The organism is Salinivibrio proteolyticus (assembly GCF_027286365.1).
Lineage (GTDB): Bacteria > Pseudomonadota > Gammaproteobacteria > Enterobacterales > Vibrionaceae > Salinivibrio > Salinivibrio proteolyticus.
Genome location: NZ_CP114584.1, coordinates 2,687,609 through 2,711,751, shown reverse-complemented (window position 1 = coordinate 2,711,751; position 24,143 = coordinate 2,687,609). Strand labels below are relative to the sequence as shown.

The window sequence follows — 24,143 nt, the reverse complement described above, 5'->3', positions numbered from 1 at the left end:
ATGATGCTAAAGACAACTAATCCCACTCAAACCGTGGCGTGGCAATCACTGACCGCCCACTTTGAAGAAGCACAGGACTACACACTGGCGGATCTTTTTGCCGACAACCCACAGCGATTCGCCCATTTCTCGACCCAATTTGAAGACAGCATTCTGTTGGATTATTCCAAAAACCTGATCAGTGAAGAAACACTGACCAAGTTGCTGGCACTGGCGGATGAAACCGGTGTGGCGGACGCGATCAGCGCGATGTTTGACGGTGAGAAGATCAACCGCACCGAAGATCGTGCCGTGCTCCATACAGCACTACGTAACCGCAGCAATTCACCCATCATGGTGGATGGCGAAGATGTGATGCCAAAAGTGAACGCGGTACTGGCGCAAATGCAGTCGTTTTCCGAGCGTGTGATCAGCGGTGAGTGGAAAGGCTATACCGGCAAAGCGATTACAGATGTGGTTAACATTGGTATCGGTGGCTCAGATCTTGGTCCTTACATGGTGACCGAAGCGCTCGCCGCGTACAAAAACCATTTGAACCTGCACTTTGTCTCTAACGTGGATGGCACGCATATCGCCGAAACGTTAAAAGATCTAAATCCAGAAACCACCTTGTTCTTGGTGGCGTCAAAAACCTTTACCACCCAAGAAACCATGACCAACGCCCATACAGCGCGTGATTGGTTTATGAACGCAGCAGGGGATGAAAGCCAAGTGGCGAAGCACTTTGCCGCGCTTTCTACTAACGCAAAAGCGGTGTCTGAGTTTGGTATTGATACGGCCAACATGTTCGAATTCTGGGACTGGGTGGGTGGTCGTTACTCATTGTGGTCGGCGATTGGTCTTTCTATCTGTTTGGGCGTAGGTTACGACAACTTTGTTGCACTGCTTGACGGTGCGCATCAAATGGATAACCACTTCAAAACCGCACCGATGGCGCAGAACATGCCGGTGCTGTTGGCACTGATTGGTATTTGGTACAACAACTTCCACGGCGCAGAATCAGAAGCCATTTTACCTTACGATCAATACATGCACCGTTTTGCTGCCTATTTCCAACAAGGCAATATGGAATCAAACGGTAAGTATGTCGACCGCAACGGTAATCCGGTTGACTATCAAACCGGCCCAATCATTTGGGGTGAGCCGGGTACCAATGGTCAGCATGCGTTCTATCAGCTGATCCACCAAGGCACCAAATTAATCCCGTGTGACTTTATTGCCCCAGTGCATAGTCACAACGCGATTGGCGATCATCACGCCAAATTGATGGCTAACTTCTTCGCCCAGACCGAAGCACTGGCATTTGGTAAAGATCGAGAGCAAGTGGAAGCCGAGCTAGCAAAAGCGGGTAAATCAGCCGATGAAGTTGCTGCGATCGCACCGTTTAAAGTGTTTGAGGGCAACCGTCCGACCAACTCGATTCTGGTCAATCAAATCACGCCATATACTTTGGGCGCGTTGATTGCGATGTACGAGCACAAAATCTTCACTCAGGGTGTGATTTGGAATATCTACAGCTTTGATCAGTGGGGCGTTGAGCTAGGTAAACAGCTTGCAAACAACATCCTGCCAGAGCTGAACGATAATAACGAAATCGACAGCCATGACAGCTCGACTAATGGCTTGATCAACACCTTTAAGCAATGGCGCCAAGCGTAATCGCTTAAACGGTGAAACGAAAAAACGCCGCGCAATTGCGCGGCGTTTGTGTATCGAGCCGTGCTGTCTTAGTGATCAAAGCAGATTTCAATGAAGGCAGTACCGTGAGGCGATTTAAACGGCATAATAATCACAGGCCCATCGCTTTTGTGATTGATGGTATGACCTTTACCAGACACCACCACTGGGGTTGCCATCTCAAACTCAAAGCCTTTTTCTGACAGAATACGCTTGGCACCCCCGGTCACCATATTGGTGATTTCACCCACCATGTCAGTGACTTCCTCGTTGATCGAGTCTGCGCGCTCACCGAGCATGCGAAACATGATCTCCAGCGCCATATCTTCGTCAAAGGTCACTGAGAACGACCCTTTGGTTTGTGGGCCAACCATACCGATTAACCCAGAAACATCCCCTTTAGCGATCTCGGATTTCTTTAGGTGAGGCTTCTCAGGCTGAATATCTAACTGTGCCATGGTTTGCAGCACGTTAATCAGCGAGGTCAGGAATGGGTTGACGAATTGTGCTTCCATAAAGAATGTCCGTCCTAATCAATTCAATGTTATTGAGCCAAGCACTGTGCACATGTGCCATGCGTTTCAATCACATGGTGTTGTACGTGAAAGCCCACTTGCTGCGCCTTTTCACGCAATGCATCCGACAGCTCCTCGGTGTGGCACTCTTCGACCGTACCGCATTGATCGCAAATCAACAGTTGCGAGCAGTGTCCTTGGTGCCCCAAATGGCAACAAGCGATGTAGCTGTTGGTTGACTCCACTTTGTGTACAAACCCCTGCGCTAATAGAAAGTCTAGCGCACGATAGACAGTTGGGGGTTTGGCTTGTGGTTCTGTTTCGCGCAACACATCAAGCAACTCATAGGCACTGATGGCGCGTGAGTAGTTGGCAATAATTTCGTAAACGCGCGTACGTTGTGGAGTAAGCCTTACTCCTCGCTGCTCACAAAGCTGCTGTGCGCGGTGCAGTAACCCAGTGGTATTGGTCATAGCGCCTCAAAGTGCTGACAGTCAGTTTGTTATCTTATCATAGCCACTGGTCAGCGCACCCTGTCTGTCTTTAATCCTATGCGTTATCACACACCTGTAAACACCTTTACGTGTATCGCTTGATCGCGATCAGGCCTCTCACAGTATTGAGCAAAATAAAAACAGTTAACAATCTGCTGATCTTTGAATCGGCTAACTGTTTTCTTGTAGCGAGTCCGTATGATGACAGCGTGCCACAGGCATAAAAAAACATACCTTTACATCCATAATAGGAGTATGTACCGATGAAAAAACTGTTAGCCCTCGCCGCACTGGCGTTCGCGTCTGTTTCTACGCAAGCGGCTGCCAACGAGTGTGAGTTAACTGTCACCACCGGTGATAAAATGGCCTACGATCAAACATCACTATCCGTGCCAGCAAGCTGCAGTGAAGTGACGCTAACCCTGGAGCACCAAGGATCCATGCCTGTGACCTCGATGGGCCACAACTGGGTGCTGTCAGAAACATCTAACCTGCAAGACATTGCCATGAAAGGCGCGGGTGCTGGCCCAAATAACGATTACTTGCCACAAGGCGATGATCGCATCTTGGCGCATACCAAATTGATTGGCGGCGGCGAAAGCACCACGATTACCTTCTCAACTGAAGGACTGAAAGGCAAAGACTTAACCTATTTCTGCTCTTTCCCAGGCCACTGGACTGTGATGAAAGGCAAATTCACCATCGAATAAGTCTTGTCGCGAGAGAGCGAGCAACAGGCTCTCTCGCCATTTCATTTGCTCGTCATCTTGCTCGACTAGGCTTTGCGGTAAATCGATTTTCGCAAACGGATTGACGGAGCAAGAGGGTGAAAAAACTCCGCTACTATAGTTATAACTTGGCACTCAATGCGATCCCTAATGATTGGTATCGCTCATGGATGTGCCGGCAACTATTGCCCATTTATCAGCAGCACAAATCTGATATTGACCAACGTGTCAGCTATTACAACCGTTTGAATGCCCCGTTTTGTTTGTCGGAGCAATATTGCGATCATCAGACGGGCCGAGTGAGACAAGATCACGGCTCGGTGTATTTTTTAGATATATTGCGAGTGATGCGCTGGTTCCCCAACGGCTTGTTTTTGCATTACTTAGGTGGCGATGTCACGCAACCGCCACTTACGCCAGCCTTTGTAAAGAGTCGTCCCATTCATGGCGACAATCAAAACGCCGTACTACTCAAGCTCAATGCGGTGCGTCATTTTCAATTTATCGATGATCCTGTTCCGTTTGGGCAAAAACGCGATAGCGCGGTATGGCGTGGACGCTGTTTTAATCACAAGCGTCGCCAACTTCTTCGCCGCTTTTACACGCACCCTATCATTGATGTCGGGGATACCAGCCCCGTGAATGACACTGACCAAGCTTATCGAAAAGCCCCGCTAACACCGCATGCGCAGTTACAGCATAAGTTTATTCTCAGTGTGGAAGGGAAAGACGTTGCGACCAATTTAAAGTGGATACTGTCGTCCAACTCGCTGTGCCTCTCACCGCCGCTGGAGTATGAAACTTGGTTTATGGAGGGCCAATTAATCCCCGGGGTTCACTATGCTGCGGTGAACGCAGATTTTTCCAACCTAGAGGCAGTTATCGATCATTACCTCACCTACCCGCATGAAGCGCAAGCGATCATTCACAATGCCCATCAGTGGGTAAATCAATTCCGCGACCGACAAAAAGAGGCGGTGATCAGCTACTTAGTGGCAGAGAAATACTTTCGGCTTTCGCAGCAAGTCAGAGAAAGAACTGACTATGCTTTTTGACTTAGCGTGTATGCAAAATGAGAAAGTGATAGAGGCATAGGTTACTGACATATAGTACAGTTGAGTGCGGCTCAGCGCCCAAAGAGGCGCTTTTTCAGTTGGTTTAGGGAGATAAAAGCAATGGAAGCTAACGAACTTTACTTTATCTACTGCTCGCAGCGTATGAACCTCAGTGCGGTACGTCTTTTTGACTGGTCTGAGTCTAAAGAGCATTACCAAGGCATGGCCGAGGTTGATGGGGATATTTACTTCAGAACCTATCGCAAGGATTGTATTGTCGAAAACTATGAAAGCCTTGCCGAGCTGGCGAAAGCTGAGCGCTCTTTACAAGAGTTCATCAACTCACCCGAAAATATCCACTTCCATCGCCCTTCGCCTAAGCCTGTTGACACTTTTGACGTCCACTTTACGGGCTTCAAAAAAGACGATAAAGCGCGCCTGACTGAATTGGCTAAATCAGCCAATATGAAAGTTCGCGGTGAGGTCACTAAACATCTAAATGTCTTGTATTATGGCTACAACGCTGGTCCAAAAAAGCTAGAAAAGGCACGCGCTCAGGGTGTGATGATTATCAATGAACCGGAGTTTCTTCACTTCATTGAGACTGGTGAAGTACTTGACTGTGCAATAAGTTGATTTTCCTTCTTTTTTTATAGCTAGTTAGTTTATAGGGATATTAATAAATGCCCGTGACTTACTGTTCTACAAGGAGTGAGCGTGGAAAAGTCAAAAATTAAAAGCATTGCGAGAAAACGTTGGTCGAGAAGAATATACTCTCGATATATGAATAGTGATAGTAAAAAAATAAAATTGGGTTCGAGAAAGAAGTCTTGTTTCACTTCCAAGGCTAATAGTTCAAGGGCAGAGCATGCTAATAAATGTAAGGGGAAGGTTGAGAAATTTAAGTTTTTCGCTACCACTTTAACAGTGGCGCCTTTGAAATATAAAGATAGAAAGTGTGCTCTTGAGTTCTTTAGTAAAATTAATGCTTTTTTAAAAAGCAGTGAAGGGAACTGCGATATTTTACTAAATCTTGAAGGGGTTGAGAAAGTTGATCCAAGTGGATGCGCTTTTCTTTTTTCATATATAGAGATGTTTCAAGAGGTTTACCCAGGATGTAATATAAAAATAAAGTATCCAAGAAAGATTAAGCCCACGCCCGGGAATGGTTGTCATCATACAGCTCAACCGAATCATGTTTTTAATCACTTGAAACTTTATGAACGACTAGGAACTCGTAAAGCACCTGTTTTTCATACAGTCGCTCCTCCTAACCTAAAAGTTTGGGAAACTATTTCTTTTGTCAATGACTCTGAGTTAGTTGGAAAAATATTAGAAAATGTGTGTGAAAAAGTTCCTGATATATCGCCGGCTCAGCGTTCTCAAATATGGAAGGTGCTGATCGAGGCTGTGAACAACTGCCCCGAGCATGCTTACGACAAAGCTTTTATGCGCGATAAAGGCTTGAAGTACAACAAAACGCGGTGCTTATTTGCTATCATAGAAGGACATTTAGCTATTGCGGTTGCTGACTTAGGAGTCGGTATCCCGTATACTCTGGAACACGGGAAGGCTAAAGAAGTGTGGAATATCATTAGGAAGCTATTGAAAGCTTCTACAGCCTCTGGCACTAAAGATAGCCACTATTTGCAAGGTATGATTAACATTAAAGATGTTCGTAAGAGACTTTCTAGATACACTAAATATGATAATCGAGGACACGGTGGTGCTGATCTACGGAAGGCTATTAAAGAGTTAAAAGGGAAGATACTGATTATGTCTGGTAAAGGTTCTCTGATGTTAGACGCTTCAACCCCTGAGCCCAACAAGCTAACTCTACGCGATTTTAATACAGGATTGGATGGAACGCTAATTTATATGTCTATTCCCTTAACCGATATTAATGAGTGACTTATGTTATATTTAAATATTGCTGATTTTACGAGATATCCTGGGCCACGTTACATACATATTGGACCTAATAGTGGAGAAGAGTTTCGAGAGAGATTTCTTATTAAATCTCTTGAAAAAGATTCTAAAGTTTCAATTAATTTTGATGGGGTCCTTGGTTATGGTTCCTCATTCTTGGAGGAGATATTTGGCGGTGTTGTACGCGCTATGCCATCTCACCCCAAAACCGAACATCCAAATGGAGATGAAATAGTAAAGCATGACTTTTTAACGTTGGATATGATTGACTTTCTGAAAGAGCATTTAGTTTCTCATGAAGATCCGTCAGTTATTGAAGAGGTGACTGAATATATTAACCATGAACTTAAAGGTATGGAGAGCCAAAAATGACTTGGTGGATCGCCTTCATAATTGCTGTTCTAGGGTGGTTTTTTACCGCTAAGCAAAATGCAAAGAGTAATGCGCGTACGTTATTAAACCAAGAAATTAAAGATGCAAGGGAGAAACTTCATGGAATAATGGTTTCTTGCAGTGCTAGTGATAAAAATTTTCCTTTTCTTACTAAAGATGAAATCAATATAAAAATGCAAAACTATATTGTTGCCATTCAAGAGGTTGATAGACTATATAATAGCTATCACTTTCCATTTTTTAAACGTATTAAGATTTTAAATTGGCTTTTTTCTCAGTGGAGTTTTTTTTCCCATCATGCTTTTCTGGTAAGCGTTAAAAGTTCATTTAATGAGTGGGTTATGCCTGAGCCATATGCAACTAATAAAAATCAATATTCAGATTTTAACGTTAACAGTCATGCGAAGGAGATTCGTAAGGCTATAACGGATGATGATAAAAATGTTACGGATGATTTACGCCTTCATCGAATTCAATTGGAATATAAGAAATTGTGTTTGCATTACAAACTGGTTAGCTAATGTAAAATACATGTTTATAAGTGATATGGATTTAAGTGATATGGATTTTTATATCCACAGTCAGTTTTCATGCAGCTCATAAGGGAACAACAACATTGGTTCTTTCTTTCATCTTAATTATTTATACTTGAGATTAGTAAATTCTGCAATGAAGCGTGGAATATTACCAATAAGCGAAAAAGAAAGAAAAAGCAGCCCACATACTTCTAGTGACCACATCTGACTAGAAATGGAGTTTAGAATTTCTTCGTCTAATCCCGCATCTTTTTCTTTAAATATGAACAATGATAAAGAAATACCATATACGAGTAATGCAAGCATTATGATATTGGCTAGTTTTCCCAATGGTTTTAAAAGTACATCTAAGTATTTGTCAGGCTGATTAAACGCCAATCCTGCCAGAAACAAAAAAACCGGAACTGATACTGTTAATATTACCGATGATGCAGACATTGTTCTTCCCTTTTGCTCGCTAGCTTGTAATCCTACTTTTTATCATGCAATTTATATGGAAACAATTCCGTGTACACCGTCCATGGCACGTTCAGGTTACGGTGCCCTGTTACTTGTGCCACTTCCTCAATCGAGTAGCCTTTCTCAAATAGCCGGCTGGCGCCCTAGCGTCTCAAATTGTGATAGCGCAAATCGGTAATGCCTAGCGCATTGCGCACACGCTGAAGCCCTGCGGTCACTGAACGCGGGTTGTATGGAAATATCCGATCGCTTTCCCTTGGCTGGCGCATCACAATATCAAAGCTTTCCCCGATTAGTGGGACCAACATGTGATTGCCGCTTTTTTTGCGCGGGTCTTTGCGGTTACGGACTAGAACTTGTTTGTTCTTTTCGTCTAAGTCTTCCCACGTAATCGCGCATACTTCGCCAATACGCATACACGTCAGTACCGAGAAATCTAGAATATCGATAAATGGAATACGCACGTTGCCGTTCTTACGGAAGTTCTGCTGTTGCAGCAATCCCTCGCGCAAGCGCTCTAGTTCATCATCTTTGGGGCGCCGCGTTCGCATCGATGTTAAACACGGGTTTGGCTTTGCGCATCACCGAACGCAAATAGGCTACATCATGGTAAACCGTCACCGACTTGGCACAGACTTGGCTCCGGCGGCTATACGGCTTTCACAATGCGTGATGATGTGTTGCGTCTCGATGTCTTTGGTATCCACATCGGCAATCTCGCAGCATACGGATCACGTATTGTTTGGTACGCCCTGTGTTATCCCAAAGGTTTCTTTTATTCATTTACATATCAATGAGTTCACCAATCTTTGCTGACACCTTTTGGCCGATACCGTTGGTTTATCACTCACGGGGAGGCTTGTTTGCTCACGTTACTGCATGTGGATTCTGCTTAAATGTATTGGGCACTCTGTGTATAATCCGCGTCCGCCTGTTGCGTGTATCTACAGGTGGTGCCTCTTCTATTTTAGGCATTCGCGGGTGTTCGTCTATGTTTGTTCCTCTGCTTTGAGGCGTACTATCGGCGTACCGCCTGTCGAAAACGACTGTCGTTTAACGTAATTTGCAGAGATTCGAGACCATGACTAACCCCAGCAAAACCGCCGCCAGCCCTGATGTGACGCCAAAAACGGTGATGCAGCGTTTCTCTGTTGCGCCCATGCTCGATTGGACGGATCGTCACTGCCGTTATTTTCATCGCTTACTATCAGAACACACTTTGTTGTTTACCGAGATGGTGACTACGGGCGCGATCATTCATGGTAAAGCGGACTATCTTGCTTACAACGAGCAGGAGCATCCGGTTGCGTTGCAGCTGGGGGGATCGGATCCGGCGGATCTGGCAACGTGCGCCAAGCTGGCAGCCGAGCGTGGCTATGATGAAATTAACCTCAACGTTGGTTGCCCGTCAGATCGGGTGCAAAACGGGCGGTTTGGGGCGTGCTTAATGGCTGAGCCTGAGCTGGTGGCGCAGTGTGTGGCTGCGATGCGTGAAGTGACTGATGTGCCCATCACGGTGAAAACTCGCATTGGTATAGATGAGCAAGATAGCTACGAATTTTTGACCGACTTTGTGGACATCGTCAGTGAAAAAGGCGGCTGTGATATGTTCACGATTCATGCGCGTAAAGCGTGGTTGAAAGGCCTGAGCCCCAAAGAAAATCGTGAAATTCCACCGCTGGATTACCCGCGTGTGTATCAGCTTAAAAAAGACTTTCCACATCTGGTCATGGCTATTAATGGTGGCGTGAAAACCCTTGAAGAAGCCGAGCAGCACCTTGCGCATCTGGACGGAGTGATGGTCGGTCGTGAGGCGTATCAAAATCCTTTCTTATTGGCGGATGTCGATCAGCGTTTGTTTGGCAGCGCGCAGGCACGTGTGAGTCGCCGCCAAGTGGTTGAAGGCATGTTCCCCTATATCGAGCAACAATTACGCCAAGGTGCGCAGCTTAATCACATTAGCCGCCACATGTTAGGGTTATTCCAAAACATGCCGGGCGCGCGCCAGTGGCGCCGTTATATCAGCGAGAATGCGCATAAACCGGGAGCCGGTATTGAGGTACTGACTACCGCCATGAGTCATATTCCTGACGATTGGTTGGACGCGTAAACGTGGTCAAAATAACTACTTATTAGTGATAAATTTGACGAAATGCGTGGTAAAGCACGGAGCATTCTGAGCAACTCATTGAATAAATGGATAAAAAACCAAGTGACAAACTGGCCTGAAACCTGCAAAGTCTGTCTCGCTATCAAGACAAGGAGATCGTAATGATCGAAATTCTATTCCTCATTGGCTTTGCGGCTGTGTTATTTATGACGGGTGTGAGCATCATGGGAATGGTGCTGGCTATGTTGGCTGGCTTCGCGGTCATGATGGTCGCGGGCATGATTGGCACCTTGCTTAAACTGTTGCCTTGGTTGTTGGTGATCGCCGCGATTGTCTGGTTGCTCAAGCGTAACCGTCGCCAACGCAAAGGCGAACCAGAAGTGGTTGTTCGTGAACGTCGTTGGGCGCGTTACCGTCGTCGCTAAGCCTTTTCGGTAAAAAAATGTGGCCTGCTGCACGAGAAACCAGCAGGTAAACATGCGAATAGCGCCATCCGGGCATAAAGCTTGCTATCATTCATATCTACCGGCGACAAGGCATGGCTTTGCCGCCTCCGCGTGACGACACTTTTTTATCGACAATGTGGAGAGTTTCATGAAAACGACTTCAATGACGCTTGCCGCCGCAGCGCTAACCGCGTTGATGGCCATGCCTTCTCAGGCTGCGACCCTTGCGGGCGGTAAAGTAGGGGCAGATGCCTGGTTCATGGATGCGGATGTCAACAATGTTGAAGCCGATGATGCGAGCACCTCAGGATCGTATTACGCCGCGATTGAACATCCTTTACCACTGATCCCCAATGCGAAGATCCGCCATACCTCAGTTAGCGTGGATAACCCTGACGTCAGTTTTGATCAAATTGACTTTGTGGCGTATTACGAGCTGCTAGACAACGATCTTATCTCGGTTGACGCGGGCATCAATATGCAGCGTTTCCAATCGGGCAAATTTGGTGGCCAAAGCTTTGATGAGTGGCAACCTAATGTGTATGCCGATGCGCGTCTTGGATTAGTGGGCACACCACTATTCGTATTTGCGACCGTGAGCAAAGGTGAGTTTGATGGCACCAGCACCTTGGATGCCGAAGCCGGTGTTCAGTATCAGTTGGGCCTTGTTGCTGCCGATCTTAACGTACGTGGTGGCTATCGAATGATCGAGCATGACTTTGATTACTTTGATAACAATGACGGCAAACTGGATCTGACGGGCTTCTTTGTCGGTGCAGAACTCGACTTTTAATCGATGGTTGCGTTACCCCAACATTAAAACCGCGCTTAGGCGCGGTTTTTTTATACTTAAAATCAAGCGCATAGCGATTGTGGGATGGCTCTCACTTCGACTTTCGGCCAATACCCAGTGCGGAAAAACGTTGGCATGCTACCTCTGTGACACGGCAAGGAGATAGCAGTGATTGCTCCGCCATCCACTCTGACATGGAATAAGGAATCGCTATGATTTACGCAAAGCCCGGCACCGAAGGCGCCATAGTCCAGTTTAAACCGCGTTACGAGAACTATATTGGTGGTGAATGGGTGCCACCCGTGAAGGGGCAGTATTTTGCCAACACATCGCCGTGTACCGGTGAAACGGTGGCTGAAGTGCCGCGTTCAAGCGCAGAAGACATCGACCTTGCGCTGGATGCTGCCCATCAAGCAAAAACAGCGTGGGGCCAAACCTCGGTGACCGATCGCGCCAATATATTGTTAAAAATTGCTGATCGCATTGAAGCGAATCTGGAAATGCTGGCGGTGGCAGAAACGTGGGAGAACGGCAAAGCCGTGCGCGAAACCTTGGCCGCCGATATTCCCCTTTGCGCCGACCATTTCCGCTACTTTGCGGGTTGTATTCGTGCCCAAGAGGGCACCGCGGCAGAGTTGGATGCAGGCACGGTGGCGTACCACATTTATGAGCCATTAGGCGTGGTAGGACAAATCATACCGTGGAACTTTCCGTTGCTGATGGCATCGTGGAAGCTTGCCCCCGCACTGGCGGCAGGGAACTGCGTGGTGCTAAAACCGGCTGAGCAAACCCCGACCACCATTTTGCTATTGATGGAGTTAATTGGCGATCTTCTGCCTGCTGGTGTGGTGAACGTCGTCAATGGTTATGGCGCCGAAGCTGGACAAGCGCTTGCCACATCACCACGGATTGCCAAACTGGCATTCACGGGTTCCACTCCTGTGGGGCATCATATTCTGCGCTGCGCAGCAGAAAATCTCATTCCTTCCACCGTGGAGTTGGGGGGCAAATCGCCCAACATTTATTTTGAAGACGTGATGCAGCAAGAGGATGCCTATATCGATAAGGCGGTAGAAGGCTTGCTGTTGGGCTTTTTCAACCAAGGTGAAGTTTGTACCTGTCCGTCACGCGCACTGATCCAAGAAAGTATCTACGACGATTTTATTGCCCGCGTGATTGAGCGTGCAGGCAAGATCAAACAAGGCAACCCGCTCGACACCGAGACCCAAGTGGGAGCGCAAGCGTCTGATGAACAGTTTGATAAGATCATGAGCTACTTGAAAGTGGGTCAAGAAGAGGGCGCGCAGGTATTAATTGGTGGCAGCCATCAAGACTTGGGCGGCGGCTATTATGTGCAGCCGACGCTATTGAAAGGGCACAACAATATGCGGGTGTTCCAAGAAGAGATCTTTGGGCCCGTGATTGGGGTGACCACCTTTAAGGATGAGGCGGAAGCTTTAGCGATTGCCAACCACACTGAGTACGGGTTGGGCGCGGGGCTTTGGACCCGAGATATGAATCGTGCTTATCGGATGGGGAGAGCGATCCAAGCGGGTCGTGTCTGGACCAATTGCTATCACCTTTATCCGGCGCATGCCGCGTTTGGAGGCTACAAAAAGTCTGGTATCGGACGAGAGACCCACAAAATGATGCTTGGCCACTATCAGCAAACCAAGAACTTGCTGGTCAGTTACGACATCAATCCATTGGGTTTTTTCTGATCGAATCGACCAGTGCGGCAGTAAGCCGCACTGGTTAAGCTCCCAAGGCTGTCTGGCCGGATCTGGCGAGCCTGCTTATCTGATACTAAGCTCAATAAGTGAGCAAGTAGGTAGGCAGAATAATGATGACAGCCGAGCAATTACGTGCCTTATACCACCAAAAGCTGCTGGTTGAGGTGATGGTGGAGCCTTCATTAGACAGTGAAGGTTGGGTCGTGGAATGTCGCCATACGGGCGGCGGTATTATGGCGTTGACCGATGCTGAAGGCATTGAGCAGTGCTTCGCCGATATTGACCAAGCCACGCTAAACGCATTACAAATCGGGTTTGACCAAGTTCGCATCGCGGATTGACCCGTCACACCTCTGTGTTGAAGCGCATCAACACCCGCCTTTGTGCGCCCCTCTTCTTACTAAAAGTTATAAAACATTCGTATCTATTCTTTCTTGTTATTAATTGGTGCGGTTACGCTAGCATTCACGCAATGTAAGCAAGGAATGTCGTCACCATGTTACTTAAGGAACTCTCTGGGCTGACTAGCCCGCTGAACGATCAGCAGATCGGCCAGTTGCAGCAAGCGGTGGCTGAACTGTCACCTCAGCAGCTGGCCTGGATCAGTGGCTATTTTTGGGGACTGAGCCAATCACCAACCACCACGGCTGCGTCTCCCAGTGCTGACGCCCAAGCCAGCCCGAATCATACCTTAACCATTATTTACGCCTCGCAAACCGGCAATGCTAAAGGCGTGGCAGAAGCGCTGCATCACGATGCACAAGCGGCAGGGATCCCTGCAAAGCTGGTGGCTGCAGATAACTATAAAGGCAAGCAGCTTAGCAAAGAGAGCCATGTGGTGATCGTGGCATCAACTAATGGCGAGGGCGAGCCGCCTGATAACGCCATTGCCCTGCATGAGTTTTTGCAATCGAAAAAGGCGCCCAAGCTCGACCATCTTCATTATGCCGTGTTGAGTCTGGGCGATTCGAGTTATGAGTACTTCTGTCAAACCGGAAAAGACTTTGACACCTTTTTGCAAAAACTGGGCGCTAAGCCTATGGTGGCGCGCCTTGATTGTGATGTGGATTATGAAGCCACCGCGAGCGCGTGGCGTGAGCAAACCTTAGCGGAAGTGAAGCAGCACTTTCAGGCAAGTGGCGATGCGCAAGTGGTACCGATTCGTCAAACAGCAGCGGCAACCAGCGCATATACCAAACAATCGCCTTATGAGGCTGAATTACTCACCTGCCAGCGAATTACTGGTCGAGGCTCAGATAAAGCCGTTTATCACCTTGAATTCGATTTAGGGGATTCAGGGATCCAGTATCAGCCCGGCGATGCATTCGGTGTGTGGTACCAAAACGACCCAGAGTTGGCGGATGCGATTTTGGCGCGTGTCGGCTTGAACGGTGACGAGAGCATTGAGATTGACGGGCGTGCTATCTCAATTCGTGAGGCCTTGATTGAGCACTATGAAATTACCGTCTCTAACCCGCAACAAATCGTAGCGCTCGCGGCGTTGACTGAAAATGATGCATTAACCGCGCTCACCGAAGACAAAGCGACGCTTCGTGATTATGCCAATCAAACCCAAGTGATTGATGTGCTGAGCCTTGCTGACGTGCAGCTACATGCCGAGCAACTGCAGTCGGTGTTACGTCGTCTGACGCCACGGCTGTATTCCATCGCGTCAAGCCAAGCGGAAGTGGAAGACGAAGTTCACCTGACTGTCGGCTTGGTGGCCTATGAACAGGCGCAAGGTGCTTTGCGTCAAGGTGGTGCCTCGGGCTTTTTAACCCAACGGGCAGACGCTATTGGCTCGGTCAAAGTATTTGTTGAGCACAACGATAATTTCAAACTTCCCGATAATGACGAAACGCCCATCATCATGATTGGCCCTGGCACGGGCATCGCGCCATTCCGGGCTTTCTTGCAAGAGCGAGAGCAGCGAGAAGCCAGTGGTGATAATTGGCTGTTCTTTGGCGATCGCACCTTCACCGATGATTTCCTCTATCAAGTTGAATGGCAGCAGTACCTGAAATCCGGTCTGCTGACTCGCATGGATGTGGCGTTTAGCCGTGACCAAGCAGAAAAAGTGTATGTGCAGCACCGATTACTCGAGCGCGCCAGTGAGGTATGGCAGTGGTTGTCAAACGGCGCGTATGTGTATGTCTGTGGGGATGCGAATCGCATGGCAAAAGATGTGCATGATGCCCTGATTCACATTGCCCAGCACCAAGGTCAGTTGAGCCGAGAAGACGCTGAGACCTTTATTAATGAATTGCGCAAAGATAAGCGCTATCAAAGGGATGTGTACTAATGAGTGAGCAAAAATTTGCGGGCGACACACTGGGGCCCCTCGCCGATAACGAGCGATTAAAAGATGACAGTAACTTCTTACGTGGCACCATCAGTGAGGATCTTACCAACCCGATCACTGGCGGCTTTACGGATGACAACTTTCAGTTGATCCGTTTCCACGGTATGTACCAGCAAGACGATCGCGATATTCGTGCTGAGCGACAAAAACAAAAGCTTGAGCCGTTACACAATGTGATGTTGCGTGCCCGGATGCCGGGGGGGATCATCTCCCCCGAGCAGTGGCTGGCTATCGACCGATTTGCTAAAGAAAATACCCTGTACGGCAGTATCCGTTTGACCACCCGTCAAACGTTTCAGTTTCATGGTGTATTGAAACCCAATATCAAGATGATGCATCAAATCTTGAACAAATATGGGATTGATGCGATTGCCACCGCGGGGGATGTAAACCGTAACGTCCTGTGTACCTCGAACCCTGTTGAGTCTGAACTTCATCAGCAAGCATACGATTGGGCCAAGCGGATCAGTGAACATTTATTGCCTAAAACACGCGCTTACGCGGAGATTTGGCTGGATGGCGAAAAAGTGGAAGGTAAGCAAGATGATGAGCCGATTTTAGGTAAGCGTTATCTACCACGTAAGTTCAAAACCACGGTGGTGATCCCCCCGCAAAATGATGTGGATGTGCACGCCAATGACCTGAACTTTGTTGCCATTGCCGAGAAGGGCCAACTGGTTGGATTTAATGTACTCGTCGGTGGCGGGCTTGCCATGACCCATGGTGACACCAGTACCTATCCACGTCGCGCGGATGATTTCGGTTTTATACCCCTTGAGCATACGTTGAAGATTGCAGAGGCTGTGGTGACGACCCAACGAGACTGGGGGAACCGTTCGAACCGTAAGAATGCCAAAACCAAGTATACCCTTGACCGTGTCGGTGTGGAGACGTTTAAAGCGGAAGTGGAAAAGCGCGCTGGCGTCAGCTTTGCACCTAGCCGGCCTTATACTTTTACCGGACGTGGCGATCGCCTAGGCTGGACCAAAGGCATTGATGGTAAATACCATTTGGCGCTGTTTATTGAAAATGGCCGTTTACGTGATACGCCAGAAAAGCCGCTGAAAACCGGGATGGCTGAGATTGCTAAGGTGCACCAAGGCGACTTTCGGATGACAGCCAACCAGAATTTGATTATTGCTGGGATCCCTGAAGCGCAAAAAGACCAAATAGAAGCGCTCGCTCGCCGCTACCGTCTGATTGATGATGCGCACAGTGTACAGCGCACCAATTCGATGGCCTGTGTCTCTTTCCCAACCTGTCCGTTGGCGATGGCCGAAGCGGAGCGCTTTTTGCCGGATTTTGTTACGCAAGTAGAGAAAATTCAGCAAAAGCATCAAGTGCAAGATGATCCGATTGTTCTGCGTGTCACCGGTTGCCCGAACGGTTGTGGTCGCGCCATGTTGTCGGAAGTAGGGTTAGTTGGCAAAGCGCCCGGCCGCTATAACCTGCACTTGGGAGGCAACTGGGAAGGCACACGTATTCCCAAAATGTACAAAGAAAATATCACCGACCAAGAAATCTTGGCCGAGTTAGATACCTTGATTGGCCGCTGGGCACGCGAACGTCAAGAAGGCGAGCATTTTGGTGATTTCTTGATTCGTACCGACGTGATTGCACCTGTACATGTATCGAAGAGGGACTTCTATGCCTGATACGGTTTATTCTGCGCTGACCCGCGCCGATCTGGTGGCGATGAATAAAAGTCAGCAGACGCTTGCGCTGGCTGAAATTAACGCTGAGCTCGAGCAGTACACCGCGCAGCAGCGCATTCGCTGGGCGTTGGAACATCTGGACGGACAGTTTGTGCTGTCCTCCAGCTTCGGGATACAAGCGGCATTGATGCTGCATATGGTCAGTCAGGTGAAGCCGGACATTCCGGTGATCCTGACCGACACCGGCTACTTATTCCAAGAAACCTACCAATTTATTGATCACCTGCAGGCACGTTTAAAGCTCAATCTCAACGTCTACCGTTCTGAATTGAGCCCAGCATGGCAAGAAGCCCGCTATGGCAAATTGTGGGAGCAGGGGGTTGAGGGGATCACTCGTTATAACCAGATCAATAAAGTGGCGCCGATGAAGCGAGCATTGACCGAGCTTAATGCCGGTACATGGTTCTCAGGGTTGCGTCACGGACAATCGCAATCGCGTGCGCATTTACCCATTTTAAGCGTGCAGCATGGTGTATTTAAGTTTTTGCCTGTGGTGGATTGGAGCAATAAACAGGTGCACGCTTATTTGACCGAGCATGACTTGCCTTACCACCCTTTGTGGGAGCAAGGTTATGTCTCCGTGGGCGATGTGCATACCACTCAGCGGTTAGAGCCCGGCATGAGCGAGGAGCAAACCCGCTTTTTCGGTCTGAAACGAGAATGTGGTCTGCACGAAGATGATGTGAACGATGGGGCAGGTATTTAGCCGTATTGCTCTGTGTGACGGACAGGCGTCACTTACATGCGTCACGAATTAAAGTGGCGCTTTTTTTTGTTCAAACGACGGTGTTTGTCTATCTTTTTTATTGAGTTATCCATCAACCGTGATGCTTTCTGTGATATAAATTGCGCGCGCAATCAGGAAGCGAAGGAAGGATTATGTCCCTCCACACACGTCACGGACGCCGAACCCACGTGACAAACAGTGAAGCTTATGAACAAAAAACTCTCTTTAGTCGCCCTTGCCGTAGCGGGTGTCGTTGCGGCTGGCGCACCAGCCTTTCTTGATTATTCCTCGTCAACCACACCGACCACAGACACCAGCAGCTCGCGTTATATGGGCCATGGCAATGGTTGGCTGGAAGTGAACACCGCCACTTTTAATGACAATATTCAACGTGTTCAGCAACAGCTTTCTGATGGCACCAAAATGTGTGTGGTGATGAAGGCAGATGCGTATGGCAATGGAATTGCGGGTCTCCTGCCTGTGGTTATCGCTAGTGGCATTGATTGCGTGGGTATTGCCAGTAACGAGGAAGCGCGCACGCTACGTGAAGGCGGCTTCACCGGTGAGATCATGCGAGTACGGACTGCCACATTACAAGAAATGGAAAGTGGTTTGGCGTTAAACATGCAAGAGCTTGTAGGCTCGGCCGAGCAAGCAGAACAAATGCGTGAACTTGCCGACAAGCACGACATTGTCATCCCTGTACATATGGCTTTTAACGCCGGAGGCATGGGTCGAAACGGCATCGAGATGGAATCGGAGTATGGCAAGCAACTTGCGATGGAGATTGCGACTGATCCGAGATTCAACGTGGTTGGTATAATGACGCACTTCCCAAATTACAGTGCCAAGTACGTGCGTAGTAAGCTGGGGCAGTTTAAGTCGAACAGCGATTGGTTGATTGAACAGGCCAACTTAAAGCGTGAAGACGTGCTAATTCATGCCGCCAACTCTTTCGTGACCTTGAACGTGCCAGAAGGCCATTTTGATATGGTACGTCCCGGCGGCGTGCTTTACGGCGATCAACCAACCAATCGCGAGTTCCCGCCGATCATGAGCTTCAAGACCAAGGTCGCGTCTTTACACCACTTACCAGCGGGTAGTACCGTGGGGTATGACAGCACCTACACGGTCGAGCGTGATTCTATTCTTGCCAATTTGCCGGTCGGCTACTCAGATGGGTTCCCGCGTAAAATGGGGAACAATGCCGATGTGTTGATCAAAGGCCATCGCGTGCCTGTGGTTGGTGTTTCATCGATGAACACCATTATGGTGGATGTCACTGATATTGCTGATCAAGTGACACCGAATGATGAAGTGGTGCTATTCGGTCAGCAAGGCGATGAAACCATTGGGGCGGTGGAGTACGAAAGCAACGCGGATGTGATTTTCCCAGAAATCTACAGCTGGTGGGGCGCAGTCAACCCACGTGAGTACGTGCAATAATCTCAACCCAAGCCCGGCCCGAGCCGGGCTTTTTTATCCCTGAATCCATGTTGCGAACCTGCACCGCGTTGTCGCAATCGTGGGGACGGATAGGTTGGCGTTTTTAGCTATTGTGTGCTTAGTTTTTAAGGCGAGGTGTTGCTTTTTGCTAACATCCAATCATCACTGATTGACCGTGAAGGGTCTCAAGGACGCACCATGCGCCAAATCGTCATTATCATCGCCAGTCTGCTTTTGATTAGCTCTGTGTCTGCAGAGACGCTAAACGCACGTATCGAAGCGGGGAAACCTGTGCGGTTAGGATTTGCGAATGAAAAGCCTTGGGCTTACTTGGACAGTGATGGTAAACCTACTGGGCTGATTAATGACTATACCATCGATATATTGAATCGCATGGGGATCAACCATATCGAGCCTGTTTTCACTGAATGGGGCGGATTAATTCCCGGTTTGCGCGCGAAGCGATTCGATATCATCACCGGCGGGATGTATATCCTTAGCAGTCGTTGTCAGAAAATTGCATTTTCTGAGCCTATAGGGCGCTTTCGCGACGCCTTTATTGTGCCGAAAGGTAACCCCAAAGATATTCATGATTATCCAGACGTTGTACGTGAAAGCGCGCGTTTGGTGACGGGGGTGGGATACAACATGACCAACTCGGCGCGTGATGCGGGACTCAGCGAGTCTTTGATTATTCAAGTCCCCGGGCCGACTGAAATTCTTTCCGCCGTGAAAGAGGGGCGTGCTGAGGTAGGAGCGGTACCGTATTTCACGGCGTTATACCTTGCTAAACAGGCACCCGATAGTCTCTCTGTGAGTGATCCGGCGAGAGCGACGAGCCAAACAAGGCACTATATCGGTATTGGTTTTCGTAAAGAAGATAACGCGTTTGTGGAGTTATTTGATGAGGCGCAAGCCAAGTATATGGGGAGCCAACAGATGTTAGAGCGGGTAAAAAAATATGGTTACCGTGAAGCGCAATATCCAGATGGGATCGCTACATCGCAACTTTGCCAACGCCAATAAAAAAGCGATGCCAGAGGCATCGCTTTGCAATAGAAACCGCCTTATCCTTACAGGATATCTAGCAGCTCGACTTCAAAAACCAGTGCCGCAAATGGTGGGATAGCGGCGCCAGCACCACGCTCACCGTAGGCAAGGTCTTGTGGGATGTAGAGTTTCCACTTTGAGCCCACAGGCATCATTTGTAGAGCTTCAACCCAACCTTTGATCACGCCAGTCACAGGGAACTCAACAGGTTCGCCACGCGTTACTGAGCTATCAAATACAGTGCCATCGATCAATTGACCGTGATAGTGAACACGCACTTGTTTATCGCTGGTTGGGATCGCACCGTCACCTTTTACTAGCACTTCGTACTGGAGGCCAGATTCGGTCACGGTCACTTCATCACGCTTTGCGTTATCTGCTAAGAAAGCATCGCCTTCAGCCGCTTGTGCTTTTGCAGCTTCTTGACGAACTTCTTCTGCTTTTGTGTGAAGCTCGCGTAGGGCGTTATTGATGTCGTCAATTTCGATTTCTGGCATTTCGCCAGCCAGTGCCGTGCTGATGCCTTTAGCAATCGCATCGACTTGTAGGCCTTCAAGGCCACTGCCTGCCAGTTGTTGACCCATTTGTAGGCCGATGCCATAGCTTGCTTTTTGCTCGACGGTTTCTAGTTGTACGTCAGACATAACGTCTCTCTTTTTTGCGTGAATAAAGTGTGAAAGGATAACAGGTGATGGTTTCGTGGGTAAACTTTTGTACGCAAAAGGCGTCCAATATAAGGGTAAAACATCAAAATATGCGCGGAGTGGCAATGAAGTTAACAGCAATGCGTACACAATTTAAAGATTGGTGCGTGAGATGGGGACGAATGCTCGCTTCTTCATCCAGTAGAAAAGGGCAGTGGCAAGACATGGCATGGGTACGCACAGTATGCCACGCTTGGCTTCGCCTACCTCGTTTGCACCAACGATTATTAATGGTGTTGTTCCCTTTGGTGTTAGTCCTAAGCCTATTGCCTGCACCGTCCTCGACTGAAACGACCGCGCAGCCTCAGGAGCGGCGTTCTGTGGCGATTGATACTCAGGCACAACCCAAACGCAGTGCTACGTCGACAGACAGCTCGCAGCCGGAGGCATCACAACCTTCCACGCCGGAAAATGACTGGGTCAGTCACCAAATTGAGCAAGGAGATACGCTTGCTAAGGTGTTTCGCGATAATGACTTGGCGCTGACCGATCTTTACGCGATTGCCAATATTGAAGGGGAAGGAAAACCCATTAGCCGTATCCAGCCGGGTCAATGGATTCGGTTTAAGCGCACCGACAGTGGTGCGCTCGACATTCTTCAAGTGGAAACGCAGGCAGGTCAGTCCGTATTATATTTCCGTTTATCGGATGGAGGCTTTGCGCGCCAACGCTAGTCCTTCTTTTCAGGCACGGGGTCACCGTGCCTACGCTTTCCTTCTTGTTTATTTTTTAAACTTCCGTGCCGATAAATTCGCCGTTGGTGTTTTTTTCATCTACTTTTTAATAAATCAGTCAATATGGCTGGGTTTATGCTGTGATTTGGAGGTTTTTAGCGATTATTCGCTAAATTACGCGACCGTGCCTGCGAATTTGACCAGCGTGCATGACATACTTTTTTAGAAAATAATGAGTTTCATGTCACACTTTGGTGAAATTTTGTGCTAATATTCGCGCCGGCTGTGTAGGGGATACACGCAAGCCGCCTCAACATGGATGTCCAGGCATTGACACGCTAACCATAAATCTGTTGAGGACTCGCTTTTCCATGTTAAAAAATCTATCTATTGGTAAAAAGTTTACTGCGGCTTTTTCCCTGATTGGTATCGCCGTCGCGATCTTTGGGTTTTACATTTTTACCCAAGTGAGCGGCATGCGCGATAATATGCTGAACTTTACTGACGATACCCTACCTGCGGTATTAGAGCTTGAGCGTTTAAGTGAAGAAATTATTCGTATTCGTCAAGACCAGTACGCCGTTCTAACTTTCGATGATATGACTCGACGTCGCGAGATTGCCAATGACTTGCAAGCGATGAAACGTCAATATAGCCAAGATCTTGATGCCTATGAACAAAGCCTTTGGTATGACAACGAGAAGGCGATATTTACGCGTATCCAAAATAACTGGGCTAAATACAACGAAGAGCTGAAAAACTTCCCGTCTCTCGTTGAAAATGGTCAGTTGTCAGAGGCACAAAGCATTCTATCAAACTCATTTAACACCTTCTTAAAGCTAGATGCTGCGCTGAAAGAGATGTCAAAGCTAACACAAGGCTTTATCACCTCAAATCGCACCACTATGCTCAATCAAGTGTCGACAGTGAGTATGACCATTATCGGCGTACTGTTCGCAGTAATCGCCTTTATGATTGTGGTTGCGGTGGTGTTCACCCGCGCGATTATTAATCCACTCCGTTTGGTGATGGAGCAATCCTCTGCGATTGCCAAGGGCGACCTGACTTACCAATTAGATCGTAGCCAAATCGGTAACGATGAAATGGGGCAGTTGGCAGACTCGAGTATTGCTATGCAAGATAGCCTGCGCACGCTGATTGAAGAAGTGATTGCCGCGGTGACCCAGCTAAGCAGTGCGGTCGAAGAAGTGAGTGCGGTGTCTAGCCAAACTTCAAGCGGCATGCAAAGTCAGCAACATGAGATTTCACAAGTCGCCACCGCGATGGCGCAGATGAAAGCCACTGTCGCGGATGTTGCGCAGAATACCGAAAGCTCGTCGACCGCGGCTAACGAAGCCAGTGAGCAGGCGCGCCTCGGCGGACGTGATGTCGATAGCATGGTGGGATCTATCACCAAAGTTGCAGAAGACATGCGTAAAACGGGTGACACAGTCAACGAGTTGGACCAGCAGTCGAAGCAAATCAACGTTGTGGTGGATGTTATTCGTGATATCGCCGAGCAAACTAACCTGTTGGCACTGAATGCGGCGATCGAAGCGGCGCGTGCCGGTGAGTCTGGCCGCGGCTTTGCGGTGGTCGCCGATGAAGTCCGCACACTGGCCGGTCGTACCCAAGACTCGACGGGTGAAATTACTGAAATTATCGAGAAGCTCCAGCAATTCGCGACCCAAGCGCGCGATGCCACCACTCAAAGCCGTGAGAGTATTGAGCAGTGTGTGGAGCAAGGTAGCCAAGCGCAGCAATTGATCCGTGGCATCGAAACATCGGTTGAGAATATTGCCGATATGGGCATGCAGATTGCGAGTGCTTGTGGTGAGCAAGACTCGGTTGCCGATGAGCTAAGCCGCAACATTGAGCGCATAAACGATTCGTCACAAGAAGTGGCGGGCGGTGCGGATCAAACCGCGCAAGCGTGTAGCGAGCTCAGCCAGTTGGCGCACTCACTGCAAAGCACCATGCAGCGTTTCCGTTTGGCCAAGTAACGCCACGGACGCTCGCAAAAAAACAGCTGAACTCAACAAGCTTGTTATTTGCCTAGACATAAAATCCCGCGCACTGTCGCGGGATTTTTTTATGGAGTGGAAAGGCGCATATCAATATGTGGGATCCCATCTTCCAGATAGGGCTCGGAAAAGGATACAAAACCATGCTTTTGGTAAAAGTGTGGTAGGTGAGCTTGAGCGCCTATTTCGATGTCTTGCTCGGGCCATTGCTGTTGGCATATTTGAATGGCTTGGCGGATGAGCTGATGCCCCCATCGCCCGCTGCGATGTGCGGGGGCAATGATCACGCGGCCAATGCTGCTTCCAGCGTAACTCGCGCCCGGTGCAAGAATACGGGCATAAGCGGCTAGCTCGCCATTCAGCCAGCCCAGTAAATGCACAGTATCTGGTGCGGTATCATGTGTGTCTAGCTCTGGGTAAGCACACGCCTGCTCGACCACAAACACATCGACACGCAATTTCATCAATGTGAATAAAGTGCGAGTATCCAGTGTGTCAAAGGTTGCCCGTTGCCATTCCATACGACGTCCTCCTGATTAAAGATAAAAAATACCGCAGACAAGCTGCGGTATT

The 24,143-nt window shown here is 48.5% G+C and carries 24 protein-coding genes and 1 pseudogene; 19 read left to right on the top strand and 6 right to left on the bottom strand.

Translation table 11 applies throughout. From position 1 onward, the window contains the following. Positions 1-3: 3 nt before the first annotated feature. Complete coding sequence (gene pgi / locus N7E60_RS12680) at positions 4-1,659, top strand: glucose-6-phosphate isomerase (RefSeq protein ID WP_077457944.1); 1,656 nt, start codon at positions 4-6, stop codon at positions 1,657-1,659. A gap of 68 nt (positions 1,660-1,727) precedes the next feature. Here the strand turns inward: pgi and N7E60_RS12675 are convergent, their stop codons facing one another. Next, positions 1,728-2,192: a chemotaxis protein CheX gene (locus N7E60_RS12675; RefSeq protein ID WP_069589687.1), complete on the bottom strand. Its 465-nt coding sequence runs from the start codon at positions 2,190-2,192 to the stop codon at positions 1,728-1,730. A 29-nt stretch (positions 2,193-2,221) separates the two neighbouring features. Next, positions 2,222-2,665, bottom strand: a complete 444-nt coding sequence (gene zur / locus N7E60_RS12670) for a zinc uptake transcriptional repressor Zur (RefSeq protein WP_069589686.1) — start codon at positions 2,663-2,665, stop codon at positions 2,222-2,224. 284 nt (positions 2,666-2,949) lie between these two features. Between zur and azu the strand changes: the two genes are divergently transcribed. From azu to N7E60_RS12640, 6 genes are all read left to right on the top strand, one after another. Beyond that, on the top strand, positions 2,950-3,396 hold the full coding sequence (gene azu, locus N7E60_RS12665; RefSeq protein WP_069589685.1) for an azurin: 447 nt from the start codon (positions 2,950-2,952) through the stop codon (positions 3,394-3,396). 116 nt (positions 3,397-3,512) lie between these two features. Next, positions 3,513-4,469 (top strand): glycosyl transferase family 90, encoded by a 957-nt coding sequence (locus N7E60_RS12660; protein ID WP_269597666.1) that lies wholly within the window; start codon positions 3,513-3,515, stop codon positions 4,467-4,469. A 120-nt stretch (positions 4,470-4,589) separates the two neighbouring features. Further along, positions 4,590-5,105 carry a BRCT domain-containing protein gene (locus N7E60_RS12655; RefSeq protein WP_269597665.1) on the top strand — a complete coding sequence of 172 codons (516 nt, stop codon included), beginning with the start codon at positions 4,590-4,592 and terminating at the stop codon, positions 5,103-5,105. 81 nt (positions 5,106-5,186) lie between these two features. Beyond that, on the top strand, positions 5,187-6,380 hold the full coding sequence (locus N7E60_RS12650) for an ATP-binding protein (RefSeq protein WP_269597664.1): 1,194 nt from the start codon (positions 5,187-5,189) through the stop codon (positions 6,378-6,380). A 3-nt stretch (positions 6,381-6,383) separates the two neighbouring features. Beyond that, positions 6,384-6,770 carry an STAS-like domain-containing protein gene (locus N7E60_RS12645; protein WP_269597663.1) on the top strand — a complete coding sequence of 129 codons (387 nt, stop codon included), beginning with the start codon at positions 6,384-6,386 and terminating at the stop codon, positions 6,768-6,770. Beyond that, positions 6,767-7,312, top strand: a complete 546-nt coding sequence (locus N7E60_RS12640) for a hypothetical protein (RefSeq protein WP_269597661.1) — start codon at positions 6,767-6,769, stop codon at positions 7,310-7,312. The genes N7E60_RS12645 and N7E60_RS12640 overlap by 4 nt, the downstream gene beginning before the upstream one ends. Before the next feature lie 117 nt (positions 7,313-7,429). Here N7E60_RS12640 and N7E60_RS12635 read toward each other — a convergent pair whose 3' ends face one another. Next, a complete protein-coding gene (locus N7E60_RS12635) occupies positions 7,430-7,765 on the bottom strand; it encodes a hypothetical protein (protein ID WP_269597660.1) in 336 nt (111 codons plus the stop codon). Positions 7,766-7,797: 32 nt separating this feature from the next. Next, positions 7,798-8,569: pseudogene (locus tag N7E60_RS12630) on the bottom strand (site-specific integrase); the annotation flags it as partial. Positions 8,570-8,867: 298 nt separating this feature from the next. On the opposite strand from N7E60_RS12630, the gene dusA reads away from it, so the two are divergent. From dusA to N7E60_RS12580, 10 genes are all read left to right on the top strand, one after another. Further along, positions 8,868-9,896, top strand: coding sequence for a tRNA dihydrouridine(20/20a) synthase DusA (dusA, locus tag N7E60_RS12625; RefSeq protein WP_408642328.1), 1,029 nt, complete (start codon positions 8,868-8,870; stop codon positions 9,894-9,896). Positions 9,897-10,057: 161 nt separating this feature from the next. Beyond that, positions 10,058-10,321, top strand: coding sequence for an envelope stress response protein PspG (gene pspG, locus N7E60_RS12620; protein WP_269597659.1), 264 nt, complete (start codon positions 10,058-10,060; stop codon positions 10,319-10,321). Positions 10,322-10,490: 169 nt separating this feature from the next. Continuing rightward, the gene (locus tag N7E60_RS12615) at positions 10,491-11,135 is read left to right on the top strand and encodes a TIGR04219 family outer membrane beta-barrel protein (protein ID WP_077456526.1); all 645 of its coding nucleotides are present in this window, start codon (positions 10,491-10,493) and stop codon (positions 11,133-11,135) included. Positions 11,136-11,347: 212 nt separating this feature from the next. Next, the gene (exaC, locus tag N7E60_RS12610; RefSeq protein ID WP_077480296.1) at positions 11,348-12,856 is read left to right on the top strand and encodes an acetaldehyde dehydrogenase ExaC; all 1,509 of its coding nucleotides are present in this window, start codon (positions 11,348-11,350) and stop codon (positions 12,854-12,856) included. 122 nt (positions 12,857-12,978) lie between these two features. After that, a complete protein-coding gene (locus N7E60_RS12605) occupies positions 12,979-13,209 on the top strand; it encodes a thymidylate kinase (protein WP_408642327.1) in 231 nt (76 codons plus the stop codon). Positions 13,210-13,364: 155 nt separating this feature from the next. Beyond that, on the top strand, positions 13,365-15,170 hold the full coding sequence (locus N7E60_RS12600) for an assimilatory sulfite reductase (NADPH) flavoprotein subunit (protein ID WP_269597657.1): 1,806 nt from the start codon (positions 13,365-13,367) through the stop codon (positions 15,168-15,170). Continuing rightward, complete coding sequence (cysI, locus tag N7E60_RS12595) at positions 15,170-16,885, top strand: assimilatory sulfite reductase (NADPH) hemoprotein subunit (protein ID WP_269597655.1); 1,716 nt, start codon at positions 15,170-15,172, stop codon at positions 16,883-16,885. The genes N7E60_RS12600 and cysI overlap by 1 nt, the downstream gene beginning before the upstream one ends. After that, positions 16,878-17,651, top strand: a complete 774-nt coding sequence (locus tag N7E60_RS12590; protein ID WP_077456534.1) for a phosphoadenylyl-sulfate reductase — start codon at positions 16,878-16,880, stop codon at positions 17,649-17,651. The genes cysI and N7E60_RS12590 overlap by 8 nt, the downstream gene beginning before the upstream one ends. A 228-nt stretch (positions 17,652-17,879) precedes the next feature. Then, positions 17,880-19,118 (top strand): alanine racemase, encoded by a 1,239-nt coding sequence (alr, locus tag N7E60_RS12585; protein WP_269597654.1) that lies wholly within the window; start codon positions 17,880-17,882, stop codon positions 19,116-19,118. Positions 19,119-19,316: 198 nt separating this feature from the next. Next, positions 19,317-20,144 (top strand): transporter substrate-binding domain-containing protein, encoded by an 828-nt coding sequence (locus tag N7E60_RS12580; protein ID WP_269597652.1) that lies wholly within the window; start codon positions 19,317-19,319, stop codon positions 20,142-20,144. 47 nt (positions 20,145-20,191) lie between these two features. Here the strand turns inward: N7E60_RS12580 and N7E60_RS12575 are convergent, their stop codons facing one another. Then, a complete protein-coding gene (locus N7E60_RS12575; protein ID WP_269597651.1) occupies positions 20,192-20,812 on the bottom strand; it encodes an FKBP-type peptidyl-prolyl cis-trans isomerase in 621 nt (206 codons plus the stop codon). Positions 20,813-20,937: 125 nt separating this feature from the next. Between N7E60_RS12575 and N7E60_RS12570 the strand changes: the two genes are divergently transcribed. Both N7E60_RS12570 and N7E60_RS12565 read left to right on the top strand, forming a co-directional pair. Further along, entirely contained in the window at positions 20,938-21,546 is a 609-nt protein-coding gene (locus N7E60_RS12570; RefSeq protein WP_269597650.1) for a LysM-like peptidoglycan-binding domain-containing protein, read from the top strand. A 371-nt stretch (positions 21,547-21,917) separates the two neighbouring features. Further along, positions 21,918-23,549: a methyl-accepting chemotaxis protein gene (locus N7E60_RS12565; RefSeq protein WP_269597649.1), complete on the top strand. Its 1,632-nt coding sequence runs from the start codon at positions 21,918-21,920 to the stop codon at positions 23,547-23,549. Positions 23,550-23,638: 89 nt separating this feature from the next. On the opposite strand, the gene N7E60_RS12560 is transcribed toward N7E60_RS12565, so the two are convergent. Beyond that, the gene (locus N7E60_RS12560) at positions 23,639-24,091 is read right to left on the bottom strand and encodes a GNAT family N-acetyltransferase (protein WP_269597648.1); all 453 of its coding nucleotides are present in this window, start codon (positions 24,089-24,091) and stop codon (positions 23,639-23,641) included. Positions 24,092-24,143: the final 52 nt, after the last annotated feature.

Bases quoted from the DNA above. Each gene is read 5' to 3' on its own strand.
- exaC (WP_077480296.1), top strand. From the start codon at position 11,348: ATGATTTACGCAAAGCCCGGCACCGAAGGCGCCATAGTCCAGTTTAAA.
- N7E60_RS12565 (WP_269597649.1), top strand. From the start codon at position 21,918: ATGTTAAAAAATCTATCTATTGGTAAAAAGTTTACTGCGGCTTTTTCC.
- cysI (WP_269597655.1), top strand. From the start codon at position 15,170: ATGAGTGAGCAAAAATTTGCGGGCGACACACTGGGGCCCCTCGCCGAT.
- pspG (WP_269597659.1), top strand. From the start codon at position 10,058: ATGATCGAAATTCTATTCCTCATTGGCTTTGCGGCTGTGTTATTTATG.
- N7E60_RS12605 (WP_408642327.1), top strand. From the start codon at position 12,979: ATGATGACAGCCGAGCAATTACGTGCCTTATACCACCAAAAGCTGCTG.
- dusA (WP_408642328.1), top strand. From the start codon at position 8,868: ATGACTAACCCCAGCAAAACCGCCGCCAGCCCTGATGTGACGCCAAAA.
- azu (WP_069589685.1), top strand. From the start codon at position 2,950: ATGAAAAAACTGTTAGCCCTCGCCGCACTGGCGTTCGCGTCTGTTTCT.
- N7E60_RS12645 (WP_269597663.1), top strand. From the start codon at position 6,384: ATGTTATATTTAAATATTGCTGATTTTACGAGATATCCTGGGCCACGT.
- N7E60_RS12570 (WP_269597650.1), top strand. From the start codon at position 20,938: ATGAAGTTAACAGCAATGCGTACACAATTTAAAGATTGGTGCGTGAGA.
- pgi (WP_077457944.1), top strand. From the start codon at position 4: ATGCTAAAGACAACTAATCCCACTCAAACCGTGGCGTGGCAATCACTG.
- N7E60_RS12635 (WP_269597660.1), bottom strand. From the start codon at position 7,765: ATGTCTGCATCATCGGTAATATTAACAGTATCAGTTCCGGTTTTTTTG.
- N7E60_RS12590 (WP_077456534.1), top strand. From the start codon at position 16,878: ATGCCTGATACGGTTTATTCTGCGCTGACCCGCGCCGATCTGGTGGCG.
- N7E60_RS12615 (WP_077456526.1), top strand. From the start codon at position 10,491: ATGAAAACGACTTCAATGACGCTTGCCGCCGCAGCGCTAACCGCGTTG.
- N7E60_RS12600 (WP_269597657.1), top strand. From the start codon at position 13,365: ATGTTACTTAAGGAACTCTCTGGGCTGACTAGCCCGCTGAACGATCAG.
- N7E60_RS12580 (WP_269597652.1), top strand. From the start codon at position 19,317: ATGCGCCAAATCGTCATTATCATCGCCAGTCTGCTTTTGATTAGCTCT.
- N7E60_RS12640 (WP_269597661.1), top strand. From the start codon at position 6,767: ATGACTTGGTGGATCGCCTTCATAATTGCTGTTCTAGGGTGGTTTTTT.
- N7E60_RS12655 (WP_269597665.1), top strand. From the start codon at position 4,590: ATGGAAGCTAACGAACTTTACTTTATCTACTGCTCGCAGCGTATGAAC.
- alr (WP_269597654.1), top strand. From the start codon at position 17,880: ATGAACAAAAAACTCTCTTTAGTCGCCCTTGCCGTAGCGGGTGTCGTT.
- zur (WP_069589686.1), bottom strand. From the start codon at position 2,665: ATGACCAATACCACTGGGTTACTGCACCGCGCACAGCAGCTTTGTGAG.
- N7E60_RS12675 (WP_069589687.1), bottom strand. From the start codon at position 2,192: ATGGAAGCACAATTCGTCAACCCATTCCTGACCTCGCTGATTAACGTG.
- N7E60_RS12560 (WP_269597648.1), bottom strand. From the start codon at position 24,091: ATGGAATGGCAACGGGCAACCTTTGACACACTGGATACTCGCACTTTA.
- N7E60_RS12575 (WP_269597651.1), bottom strand. From the start codon at position 20,812: ATGTCTGACGTACAACTAGAAACCGTCGAGCAAAAAGCAAGCTATGGC.